Raw genomic sequence first — 11,918 nt, forward strand, 5'->3', positions numbered from 1 at the left:
GGCGCCCACGGGCGCCTTTTTTGCTGTGCGCCGGAGGTCACCATGAGACGAGCCCCGGAAAGGCCAGGACAAGCAGCAGTATGCCAACCTGCATGGCGATGAAGGGGATGACCGCCTTGTAAACCTGAGAAATGGTAACGTCCGGCACGGTGTTCTTCAGATAGAACAGGGCCATGCCCACAGGCGGTGTCAGGAAGGACGTTTGCAGGCAGATGGCCAAGAGGATCGCAACCCAGGCCGGTTCATAGCCAAGAGACGTCAGGACGGGCAGGACAAGCGGGGCCACAATCAGGATGATTTCCATCCAGTCCAGAAAGAAGCCCAGCAGGAACACGATGCCCAGAATGAAGATCAATGTTCCGATAGGCGGCAAGGCAATCGCATGCAGTCCCGCCTCTATGAGCTCGTCGCCGCCGTAACCGCGAAGAACGACGGAGAAGCAGGAAGCCCCGAAGATCAGCGCAAACAGAAACGCTGTCGTGATGGCAGTGTTCTCGCAAACCTCCTGAAAATCCGACCAGGACAGCCGTCTCGACGACAGCGCCAGAAGCGTTGCCCCGGCAGCACCGATGCCTGAGGCTTCGGTCGGTGTGGCTATGCCGAAAATGATCGACCCGAGAACAGCGAAGACGAGCAGAAGCGGTGCAAGGAGGGATCCGACCAGCCCGCGAAGCATGTCGCCGACTGAACTGTTCGGATCGACAGGCATGGCCGGGGCCAGGTCCGAACGCCTGAAGGCGGTGAAAACCGCGTAGAAAATATAAAGCAGGGCAAGCAACAGACCCGGCAGCAGGGCGCCCCGGAACAGGTCTCCGACGGGGATCTGCAACTGGTCTCCCATGACGATCAGCATGATCGACGGCGGGATCAGGATCCCGAGGCATCCCGTGGCCCCGACGGTGCCGAGACCGAGCTTGTCGTCGTAACCGGCCGCGCGCATGGCGGGCATGGCAATGGTGGCGAGCAGAACCACGGAGGCACCGATGATACCGGTGGAAGCGGCCAGCACGACGCCGATGAGAATGACCGAAACGGCCATGCCACCGGGTACCACACGCAGCACCTTGTGCATCTGCTTCAACAGCCGCTCAGCGACGCCCGATTTGTCGAGCATCATTCCCATGAAGATGAACATGGAAATGGGGATGAGCGAGTAACTCGAGATGCTGTCGAAAATCCGGTTGGCCACGAAGCCGATCATCCGCAAGGATGCCATGTCGGCATCAACGGAAAAACCGTCCAGGAAGGTCCCCAGCGCAGCGAATGCGACCGCGACGCCTCCGAGGACAAAGGCGACCGGGTAGCCTGAAAACATCACCACCAGGAACACGGAACACAGCAGAAAAACGAACAGGATATCCACGGCGCGCTATCCCTTCCGCGCTGGTGACGGCAACAGCGTCAAGATGGATTTCAGCGCAACGGCAATGCCTTGAACGAACAGCAAACTGAGGCCGGCAGCCATGACGAACTTGATGATGTAGCGGGCCGGCAGGCCTGAAGGCATGGGCGAGCCTTCCTTGAGCTTCCAGCTGTATTCAAAGATCTTCCAGCTGCTGCCGGTCACGAACCAGAGGAACGGCAGCAAAAGGAAGAGGACGCCGCAAAGTTCGACGACGGCCCTGGTTCGCGGGCTCATGCGGGCGTGCAGGGCATCGACGCGCACATGGGCGTCGCGCTGGTAGGCCCACGCCAGACAGGACATGACCGCAACGGCGTTCAAATGCCACTGCAGCTCTTCGATTTCGATGGACCCGATATTGAAGACATAGCGGGCGATAACGTTGACGAGGATCGTGATCATCAACAGCGGCAGAAAGAGCGCGCCGGCTTGGCCGACGAGGCGAACCACGCGCTCAAGAAAAATGACGAGGATTTGCATGATCGCTCCAGCTGGATTGCATGGCAGGGATTATCCCTGCCATGCGACAGGTCAGCGGCGGTCCGTCCAGGCTGCGGCGGAGGCGCGGTAAGCTTCCAGGGAGTCCCAGACCCGCTTGAAGTTGGGATCTTTTTCCACCTGATCGGCGATCGTTTCGTCAAACGCTGCATGCAAGGCGTCCAGAACGTCCGGCGGGAAGGACTTGATCTCCACGCCAGCGTCCTCGAACGTGTCGACGGCATCGGCATTCAGCGTGAGCGTCGAGAGAATGGACTTCAGGTTCACCGCCTTGCAGCTTGCTTCGATCAGGTCTTGCTGGCTTTCGGACAGGCTGTTCCACTTGTCCATGTTGACGATGAGTTCGTTCATCGCGGCCGGCTGATGCCAGCCCGGCAGGTAGTAGTATTTGCCGACCTGCTGCAGACCCAGGGTGATATCGATGGCCGGCATGGACAGCTCGGTGCCATCGATGATGCCTTTTTCCATCGACGGATAAATCTCGCCGCCCGGCAGCAGGACAATGGAGGCCCCCACCTTGGCCATGGCTTCGCCTGCAAGGCCGGCAAAGCGCAGCTTCTTGCCCTTGAAATCGTCGATGTTGTTGATTTCGAAATTGTACCAGCCGCCGGCTTCGCTATCCATCAAGCCGCAGGGGATCGTCTTGACGCCCTGCTCGGCATAGATTTCTTCCCAGATCTCGCGGCCGCCGCCTTCGTAAATCCAGCCGGCATGGGTCAGCGCGTCGGGGCCGAAAGGAATGCCGCCGAAAAGCTGCACGGCCGGAAAGCGTCCGGCGACATAAAGAGGTGACGTGATGCCTGCGTCCAGTGTGCCTTGCTGAACGGCGTCGAAGATCTGAAGCGAAGGAACCAGCTTGCCCGCACTGTACACCTTCACATTCAGAGACCCGTCGGATGAGCTGTTCAACAGCTCTCCAAGATACTCCGCGTTAGCACCGCTCGCCGGCATTGTAAGCGGCCAGGCGCTTTGAATGTCGAGGCTTTCCGCACTTGCCGCCTGCGACAGGGAGACCGCGCCGATCACCGTTAGAGCCATGGCTCCGATGGAACTTTTCAAGGATGACATATTAAACACTCCGGAAGTCAGATGTGCCCGGATCCCCTCGATACCGAGCCTCTGTTTTTCTATTTGTCGGAGAGAACGGTCCGCCGCTCAGCTTGTAAGCGCGCGCACGCTTTCACCGGAGAACAGGTGAACAAAGTGCGCCCTTCTCTCCAATACCCGGTTTGGTATCGACTGATACCTCCCGCGATGCAGCATTGGTTGCGCGATATCGCATCCTGCGGCTGGATCGGCCGCAAAAAGGAGAATGCAGAGAAGACAGGAGCGGAGAGCGCATGCCAAAGCCGCGGCCGCAGGTCCTGCGTCCGTTTACATGGCACAATGACGGGATCGGCTGTCCGCAATAGCGGTTCCGCCAACCCGTCGGTGGTTTGCTGTCAGGCGGTCAGGCGCCGGGCGTCTCAGGCATCCGCTGGAGGGCGTCCACGAAATAAGGCCGAAAGCCTTCCGGATGTTCGCTCATTGGAAAATGGCCGAGTTCATCCATTATCGTCAGAGTTGCCCCGTCAATGGCATCGGCTGTCCGCCGGGCGTCTTCCGGGGTGCAGGTGAGGTCATATGCGCCGACCAGGATGTGAACCGGCGTGGCGCTGGTGTCGATCTGCGGCAGCCGGGCGATCAGGCTTTCGTCACGGGTGTAGAAGCTGAGGTCGCCCCGGAAGACCCCGGGTCCGCTCATCATGAACATCCAGAGCGTGTTCCAGCGCTCCGCATTGGGCGCGTGGGGAGAAATATTCGCCGAGACCAGGGAAGCGCCCATCTCGCCGCCATGTGCGTCCGGACGATGGAACCAGTCAATGTCATACCAGGCCGGCTGAAAGTCGCTCGCCTCAATGGCGATGAAACCGGAGAAGCGGTCAGGATGCAGAGCGGCGAGTTGCAGGGCGATGCGCCCGCCCATCGAGCAGCCTGCCAGCACCGGTCGATCAAGCTCCAGCGCGTCGACCATTGCGAGAACGGTTTCGATGTAGGCCTCTGTTGTCAGAAGATATTCTTCGGTCTCGAACCCCTCGGGCGGCAGGGACTTGCCGTGCCAGGGCATGTCGAGCGCGATCAGCCTGTTGGACGCGTTGATTTCGGGGTCGTTCATCAGGTGACGCCACTGACGGCTGTCCGCGCCAGCGGTATGCAGGCACAAAACCGGGCGCCCGCTGCCAGCTTCCTCAAAATACACCCGGTTTTTCCGGCCGCCCACCTCAATGGTGACGTAACGCCCGCATATGCTCTCGATCTTCGCGCTCATTTGTTTCTCACCTCGCGTCCGAGAGCCATGAATTCCTTGAAAAACCGGAGGTTCTTGACCAGGATCAGAATGTCCCCGTCGATGCGGGCGCGGCCCATTTTGACCAGGCCGAATATGTCGTGATATCCGGGCTCCGGAATGTCCTGCCAGAAGGCATCAAGTGCCGCGCTGTCGGTCTTCAGTGCAAAGCGCCAGGGCGTCTTGCGGCTTATTCCGGCGCGAATGGATGACACAATGCCGCGGTCGAAGTGGATGTAATATTCCTCTTCTCCCACCTGCAGGAGCACGGTTTCTGAAAACAGGCTGCCCAGCCTTCGAAGATGCGCTTTTTCGGCCAGAAGCCGAGCCATTTCCTGCAACATATCAAGCATATGAACCTTCCGGGTTCTCATCCAGTCAGACGCCAGCTTGATCCGCTTGAACGGCTGGATTCAAGGTCGCTGAAAGTATCGGCCGATACTTGGAGATAATGGCAATGTGGGGCAAAAGTATCGAGCGATACTAAACCGCGTCTTGGACTATGCTCCCGCTTGCGGAAACATTGGTTCCCATACCGGCGGATAATGGGAAGAAACACCGCCGTCGTTTGAAGGTTCAAGAGGAGGAACCAATGCGGAATGTCACCATCGAAAACGTCACCGATCTCGTGATCGGCTCACTTGGCGAGAACGGCGAGATCACAGACAGGAATCGTCAGATCCTGTCAGCACTGGTTCGTCACCTCCACGACTTCTGCAAGGAGGTCAATCTGCAGCACCACGAGTTCCTGGGGGCGTGTGATTTCCTGGCGCGTGCTGGTCACGTGTGTGATGACAAGAGGCAGGAATTCATCCTTCTGGGCGATATCCTGGGCGTTGAAGTTCTGGTCGACATGCTCACCAACCGTGTCGGGGGAGCCGAGAGCGAGTCCACAATTCTCGGCCCGTTTTACCGCGAAAATCCGCCGGTTCTGCCGAAGGGTGCGTCCACGGTTCAGAAGCATTTCGACGATGAGGAATCTGTCTATTTCGAAGGCCATGTTCGCGACGCGGATGGCAGCCCGATTTCCGGAGTGATCATCGACGTTTGGGAAGACGCGCCGAACGGCCTTTATGAAAACCATGATCCGGACCAGCCGGACTACAATCTGCGTGGACGGTTCATAACCGACGACAACGGACACTATGCCTTCCGTGCCGTTCGCCCTGTGCCTTATCCGATCCCGGACAATGAAACCGCCGGCGAATTGCTGCGCGCGATGGGTCATCACCCGAACCGTCCGGGTCATATGCACTTTATCCTGTCCAGGGAGGGGTTCCGTCCGCTGGTCAGTCAGGTCTTCGACGGCAGCAGCGCGTGGCTCGACGATGACAGCGTCTTCGCTGTCAAGCAAAGCCTGGTCGCTGAATTCAAACCGGCTGGCGATGATTTGGATACGGACTTGCACGTGGAATTCGACTTCACCCTGAAACGGGAAGCCGTCGCGATGGCCGCGGAATAACAACAGCAGCCCAACTTTGGCCCCGGCTTTGCCGGGGCTTTTCTTTTGTCGAGGGATGTGTCCATGTAGGTGGATGAACCGATGGAGAAAAGCTTGAATATCAAGCAAATGAGCTATTTCATCGCCGTCGCTGAAGAACTTCATTTTGGCCGGGCAGCCGAACGGCTGAATGTCGCCCAGCCTCCCTTGAGCCGTCAGATCAAGCAGATTGAGGAAGAACTTGGCGCCCTGCTTTTCAACCGGGGGCGCAACGCGGTCACGCTCACCCAGGCGGGGGAACGGCTCTATGTCCGGCTGCAGAAGATCCTTGCCGATCTGGAGGACACCAAGCTGGAAATCAAGCGCCTTGGCCAGGGCGCAGAAGGGCGTCTTCGGATAGGCTTCGTCGGATCCTCGACCTATGGCGTGTTGCCTACCATCATCAAGTCGTTCAGAGCGAATTTTCCGCAGGTCAACCTGAGCCTGCTGCCCATGAACAATGCCCAATTGCATCGGGCGTTGATCCGGCGCGAAATCGATATTGCGTTCGCCCGTCCGGCGCTGAACGATCTCGAATTCACGACGCGCCATCTCAGCAAGGAAGACATTGTGGCAGCCGTGCCGGACACGCTGGAAACAGCTTCGAACGGCGTGGTCTCGGGTGAGGAGGTCGCCGCGAATAACACCATTTTGTATCCCGAGTATCCACGGCCGAGCTTTGCCGATTTCATCATCGACAATTTCGAACGCCAGGGCATTCAGCTCACCAAGCGCGTCTTCACCATGGATCTGCAGACCGCGCTCAGTCTCGTTGCCATCGGCGAGGGCATTTGCATCGTGCCGGCGACGGTTGCCAGCACACGGCGGGTCGGTATCAAGTTCATGAAGATAGGGCTGAAACTGGAGCAGACGGCCTTGTCTCTGAACCATCGGCTGGATGAGCGTGGTGTGCAGGTCAACAAATTTGTCACCATCGCCCAACAGGTTGCGAGAAAGACCATCTAGGGTTTGGCCCCCTGAATGAAAGGGTTTCACCGCGTGTCGTCAGCATGCCTGACCGGGCATAAAGCCCGCTTCACTCACCCGTCCTAACGCCATTTCATCTTTATTTATGGGGCCACATCCCAGCGCCGTTCGGCCCTGAAAACCGGGTCGCAAGCGTCGGAGACCCGGCCCCCTTCCAGTCGCTTTCCAGCAAACCTCTCGAGTCCAATTCAGGATCACGACACTTTCGCGACCGTTCGTACCTTGCTGACGGCAGAATCGCGACGGTAGAAGTTGACCTTGTCCATATCCAGATCGACGCCGTTGCCGTCTCCTTGTGGGACATGCACGTGAAAGTCGCCGAACCGGATCGGTTGTTGCAGGATCTCATCGGTGAAGAGAAGCGGACCGAAGAATTCACAGCCCCAGTCCAACCGGTCTGCGCAGGCGAACACATGCAGCGCCGCGGCTGTTCCCAGACCGCTCTCCAGCATGGTGCCGCCATAGACGCCGATACCGGAAGCGTTGGCCAGCGCGCAGACCTCCTGGGCTCGCTTCAGGCCGCCCGACTGCATTATCTTGACGGCAAAGACATCGGCTGCGCGGGCACTTGCAACCTTCTGCGCAGTCACAGGGCCACTCAGGGCCTCGTCGGCCATGATTGCGACGCGGTATCCAGCCGTCAGCTCGGCCATGGCCGCGATGTCCGTTGCGGCCACCGGCTGTTCGATCAGGTCGATACCGATTTCATCAAGACCGGCCACGCCCCACCGTGCTTCGGTCAGAGACCAGGCCTGATTGACATCCACCCGGATGCTAGCCTGATCGCCGAGCGCGGCCTTGATCGCCGCCACATGCTCGATGTCGTGGCGAACTGGCCGTTTGCCAATCTTGAGCTTGAAGATGTTGTGACGGCGCGAGGCAATCATCTCCTTGGCTTCTTCGATGTCCGTTTCCGCCGTGCCGCTGGCAAGTGTCCAGGCGACGGGCATGGAGGTTCGAAGCGCGCCGCCGAACAAGGCGCTCAGCGACATGTTTCGCCGGCGTGCGAAGCCGTCCCAAAGCGCCATCTCGACTGCCGCCCGGGCAATGGGATTGCCGCGAACGGATCGTTCGATCATTGCAATCAGCGCGTTGGGGTTGTCCCCGTCGGCTTTCAGGATCAGCGGGGCAATGTAATCCTGGATCGCGGAACAGATGCTTTCCGGGCTTTCGCTGCAGTAGCTCAACCCACCAATCGTGGTGCCTTCTCCTGTGCCGATGGAACCATCGGAAAAGCGGATCTGGACGATCACAAACGATTGCTTCCGCATGGTTGTCATCGCAAGGACATGACCGCGAATGGTCGGCACGTCGAGAATGATGACTTCAATCGTGTCGATATGGGGCAAGTGTTTCCTCCGGGAGTGTTTCCCGGAGATTGACCGAATTAGACCGTTCGATCCATCACCGCCGTGGTCTTGGGTAATACTCAGATGATGCAAAACGTGAATGTTGAAGAATTGGCCGTTTGTTCAAAAATAGGCTGCCTGCCCTTCAAGGGTGAGGCTGCCCATAAAGGCGGCATCGCGCAGCATAGAGTTGACACCGGTGCGCGGAAGCGTCGGGCACCGGTGTCTGCAGTTTGAAAGCAAGCGACAGGCTTTATGAGTAGGCAACGCAGACCGACTTGGTCTCCAGGTAGTTGTCGAGCGCACCAGAGCCATGTTCGCGGCCGAGTCCCGACTGCTTGAAACCGCCAAAGGGCATGTTCTGATCCGGAATATTGTGGCTGTTGACCCAGACAGTTCCCGACTTGATGCGCGGTACGAGGTTCATCACCCGGTTGATGTCACGGGTCCAGACGGAGGCACCCAGCCCGAAGCGGGTATCGTTGGCCATTGCCACGGCTTCGTCTTCGCTGTCGAAGGGCGTGATGGTGGCGACCGGACCGAAGACTTCGTCCTGCATCAGGCTGGAGCCGCTGCGCGCATCTGTAAACAATTGCGGGGCCACGAAATAGCCGCCGCCGTTCGGAACGGACAGATCCAGAAGCGGCGTCGCTCCATCTGCGATGCCTTTCTTGACGGCCGAGGTGACATGCTTGTGATGCTTGGCGGAAACCACCGGGTTGATGTGATGCGCAGGGTCAAGACCAGGGCCGATGGACAGGCTTGAGACGATGCCCTTCAGGGTCGCAAGCGCTTCCTCGTAGATACCCTTCTGGATGTAGAGGCGCGTGCCCGCACAGCAGGTCTGGCCTGTGTTCAGAAAGACGCCGATGCCGGTTGCGGGGCCGAGCAGGGACAAGTCCATGTCATCGAAGAATACCATCGGGGCCTTGCCGCCCAACTCCAGCGTGACCGATTTGACGTCCTGCATCGCCTGAATGCCGATCAGCTTGCCGGTTTCCGTGGAGCCTGTGAAGGTGATCTTGTTGACGCCCGGATGTTTGACCAGGGCCGCTCCGGTGCCACCATCGCCGGTCACGACGTTGACGACACCGTCCGGGAAACCGGCCTCGCGCACCAGTTCAGCCAGGCGCATCGAGGTCAGCGGGGTTTCTTCGGCCGGCTTCAGCACAACCGTGCAACCGGCGGCAAGTGCAGGGGCAATCTTCCACACCGCCATGTTGAGCGGGAAGTTCCACGGGGTGATGGCGGCGACGACGCCGACAGGTTCCTTGCGGGTGAAGGCGGTGTATTTGGTTCCCGGCGGTATGGCGATGGACACGTCGAGGGTTTCGCCACGGATCTTGGTGGCCCACCCGGCCATGTATCGCAGATATTCAGCGGAGGACAGCACCTCGATCAGGCGCGACATCATGATCGACTTGCCATTTTCGAGCGTTTCAAGCTGGGCCAGTTCCTCGCCGTTTTCCTCGATCAAATCGGCCAGTTTGAGCATCAGCCGCGTGCGTTCAGCCGCCGGCATTCCGCTCCAGGCGCCGTCAAGGGCAGCGCGTGCGGCCTTGACCGCGTCATCAACATCCGCCTTGCCAGCAGAGGGAACGTTGGCGAGAACGGATCCGTCCGCCGGATTGTGAACGTCGAACGTCTCACCGCTTCCCGAAACGCTCTTGCCGCCGATGAGCATCTGCGGCTTCCGCAGAAAGCTGGTGACATCCGTGCTGATGCCGGATGGGGCCTGGTCTGGTGCGCCAATACGCATGAATGATCCTCCTTCAGGTCGTCTGCTTCACTGCGCAAGCGCAGTGGTTTCCTTGTTGTGTTTTTTCTGGAGCCGTTCGCGGATGCTGTTAAGCACGCTGACCACGACGATAAGAACGATGGCCGCTGCCAGAAGGCCTGAAATCGGCCGGTTGACGAAGTCCAGCGGACCGTTGATCTGGGCCATGGAAGCCCTGAGCTTCACTTCCATGATGCCGCCGAGCACCATGCCGAGGATGATCGGCACGATGGGAAGGTTGAGCCGCTTCAAAATCAGCCCGAAGACACCGAAGCCGGCAGCGATCAGGCAGTCGATCGATGAGTTCCTGAGCGAATAGACACCGACGAAACTCAGGATCAGGATGCCCATGCCAAGGAACCGTGTCGGCACCTTGATCAACCGGATCAGAAGATTGGAAGACCCGAGCATGAAGATGATCACGATCACATTGAGTAGCAGCAAGGCGATATACAGGGCGTAGACGAAGTGAAGCTGACCCTGAAACAGGGCAGGGCCCGGCACCACGTTGTGGACGTAGAAGACCGACAACATCATGGCCGTCAGCGCCTCGCCCGGAATGCCGAGGGCCAGGAGGGGAATGAGGGCCGCGGCCGGAACCGCGTTGTTTGCACTTTCGGAAGCGACCAGTCCTTCCGGACTGCCTTTGCCGAAAAGCTCCGGAGCTTTGGAGGTGCGCCGCGCCGCTGTGTAGCTGAAGAATTGCGCGGTGAACTCGCCGACACCGGGGATCATGCCCATAAGCACGCCGAAGCCGCCGCCTGTGGCTGCAATCCGCTTGTAGCGGAAGACTTCGCGGATGGCTGAGCTCATCTTGCCCTTGACCCCATCCATCTTCGGAGACGCGTTCGGCTCGACCATCAGCAGGAAAGCCTGACTGATTGCGAACAGACCAAGGACCACAACGATCAGATCGAGCCCGGAGGTCAGCCAGGTCAATCCGAAGGTGAAGCGCATGGTGAAATTCACCGGTTCCATGCCGACCGAATTCAGCAAGATCCCGAGACCGGCGAGCATCCCGGCCGCTGCGATCTGGCCCTTGTGCGCCACAATCACGAGAGTGATGCCGAGCAGTGCAGCGAGAAAGATTTCCCGGGAGCCGAACATTGGGGCGATTTTCGCCAGAACCGGCGAGAGCAGGATGAGCAGCACGATCGAAAGGATGGCGCCGAAGAAGGAGGCGCCATAGGCCAGCCCGAGCGCGCGCAGAGCCTCGCCGCGCTGGGTCATCGGGTAACCGTCGTAGGTCGTGAGCGCGTTGACCGCTGTCCCCGGGGTGTTGATCAGGATGGCTGGCAGGGAGCCGCCATACATGGAAGACCCGTAGATGCCGAGCAGCAGGGTCAATCCGACCAGCGGATCGAGCGAGAAAGTCGCCGGCAGCAGGACGGCGATGGCGACCGCCGGTCCGACCCCCGGAATTGCGCCTATTATGACGCCGCCGATGGACCCCAGGAGCAAGGCGGCAATAACCTGCCAGGACAGGACAAGATCGAGCGCTTGAAGCAGAACATGCATCGGAAGCGTCCTTTAGAAATTCACCATGAAGGTGCTGCGTAGGGAAGGCGGCAGATACTGATAGATTGCGCCGCCGGGCAGCTTGACGCCGAGACCGGTCTTGAAGACCAGGACAACGGCGACGGCAAAGACAGCCGCAAGACCGAGTTCCTGCCAGGATCTGAAGCCCAGCCGAGCCGAAAGCGCGACAGCGAAGGCCACGGTTCCCGGCAGATACCCGAGATAGGGCACGGCGAAGACGTAGACGACAAACCAGGCGACATATTCCAGCGAGCGACCCCACAGAAGGACCTCTTTCAGCCTGCCGGGCAGACGCGGAGCATTCAGCGTGGTTATCAGATGGAACCCGCCGAACAGCAGCATCATGCCGACGCCGATCAGGGGCCAGAAACCCGGTTCGGAGACAAACTCCTTGTTACCGAGAAACTTGGCCTGGCTCGGAAGAGCGGCGGCGGCAAGAGCCGCAAGCACCAGAAAGGCAACAGCGAAAACCAGATCGCCCGGACGCCGCTCGCGACGAAACATCGCGAGAAAGGAAAGAATACGTATCATGAAGTGACCACCCTGTTCGGGGCCGAGGG

The 11,918-nt window shown here is 59.4% G+C and carries 11 protein-coding genes; 2 read left to right on the top strand and 9 right to left on the bottom strand.

All coding sequences use genetic code 11. From position 1 onward, the window contains the following. Positions 1 to 37: 37 nt before the first annotated feature. The 5 genes from FMN63_RS10455 to FMN63_RS10475 all read right to left on the bottom strand — a co-directional run bounded on the left by FMN63_RS10455 (position 38) and on the right by FMN63_RS10475 (position 4,579). Positions 38 to 1,363: a TRAP transporter large permease gene (locus tag FMN63_RS10455; RefSeq protein WP_148583914.1), complete on the bottom strand. Its 1,326-nt coding sequence runs from the start codon at positions 1,361 to 1,363 to the stop codon at positions 38 to 40. Positions 1,364 to 1,369: 6 nt separating this feature from the next. Further along, positions 1,370 to 1,882, bottom strand: a complete 513-nt coding sequence (locus FMN63_RS10460; protein ID WP_148583915.1) for a TRAP transporter small permease subunit — start codon at positions 1,880 to 1,882, stop codon at positions 1,370 to 1,372. A gap of 51 nt (positions 1,883 to 1,933) precedes the next feature. Next, positions 1,934 to 2,968 (bottom strand): TRAP transporter substrate-binding protein, encoded by a 1,035-nt coding sequence (locus FMN63_RS10465; RefSeq protein WP_148583916.1) that lies wholly within the window; start codon positions 2,966 to 2,968, stop codon positions 1,934 to 1,936. Between the two features lie 382 nt (positions 2,969 to 3,350). Then, a complete protein-coding gene (locus FMN63_RS10470) occupies positions 3,351 to 4,208 on the bottom strand; it encodes an alpha/beta fold hydrolase (RefSeq protein WP_148583917.1) in 858 nt (285 codons plus the stop codon). Then, positions 4,205 to 4,579 carry a hypothetical protein gene (locus FMN63_RS10475; protein ID WP_209001061.1) on the bottom strand — a complete coding sequence of 125 codons (375 nt, stop codon included), beginning with the start codon at positions 4,577 to 4,579 and terminating at the stop codon, positions 4,205 to 4,207. The genes FMN63_RS10470 and FMN63_RS10475 overlap by 4 nt, the downstream gene beginning before the upstream one ends. 239 nt (positions 4,580 to 4,818) lie before the next feature. Between FMN63_RS10475 and FMN63_RS10480 the strand changes: the two genes are divergently transcribed. After that, on the top strand, positions 4,819 to 5,688 hold the full coding sequence (locus FMN63_RS10480) for a dioxygenase family protein (protein ID WP_148583919.1): 870 nt from the start codon (positions 4,819 to 4,821) through the stop codon (positions 5,686 to 5,688). Positions 5,689 to 5,781: 93 nt separating this feature from the next. Further along, a complete protein-coding gene (locus FMN63_RS10485; protein WP_148583920.1) occupies positions 5,782 to 6,672 on the top strand; it encodes a LysR family transcriptional regulator in 891 nt (296 codons plus the stop codon). Positions 6,673 to 6,887: 215 nt separating this feature from the next. Here the strand turns inward: FMN63_RS10485 and FMN63_RS10490 are convergent, their stop codons facing one another. The 4 genes from FMN63_RS10490 to FMN63_RS10505 all read right to left on the bottom strand — a co-directional run bounded on the left by FMN63_RS10490 (position 6,888) and on the right by FMN63_RS10505 (position 11,889). Then, positions 6,888 to 8,042, bottom strand: coding sequence for a muconate cycloisomerase family protein (locus FMN63_RS10490; RefSeq protein ID WP_148583921.1), 1,155 nt, complete (start codon positions 8,040 to 8,042; stop codon positions 6,888 to 6,890). A gap of 253 nt (positions 8,043 to 8,295) precedes the next feature. Continuing rightward, positions 8,296 to 9,801 carry an aldehyde dehydrogenase family protein gene (locus tag FMN63_RS10495; protein WP_148583922.1) on the bottom strand — a complete coding sequence of 502 codons (1,506 nt, stop codon included), beginning with the start codon at positions 9,799 to 9,801 and terminating at the stop codon, positions 8,296 to 8,298. A gap of 27 nt (positions 9,802 to 9,828) precedes the next feature. Continuing rightward, positions 9,829 to 11,337 carry a tripartite tricarboxylate transporter permease gene (locus FMN63_RS10500; RefSeq protein WP_148583923.1) on the bottom strand — a complete coding sequence of 503 codons (1,509 nt, stop codon included), beginning with the start codon at positions 11,335 to 11,337 and terminating at the stop codon, positions 9,829 to 9,831. A gap of 12 nt (positions 11,338 to 11,349) precedes the next feature. After that, a complete protein-coding gene (locus FMN63_RS10505; protein WP_148583924.1) occupies positions 11,350 to 11,889 on the bottom strand; it encodes a tripartite tricarboxylate transporter TctB family protein in 540 nt (179 codons plus the stop codon). Positions 11,890 to 11,918 lie beyond the last annotated feature (29 nt).

It is taken from the genome of Stappia sp. BW2, assembly GCF_008107695.1.
GTDB lineage: Bacteria > Pseudomonadota > Alphaproteobacteria > Rhizobiales > Stappiaceae > Roseibium.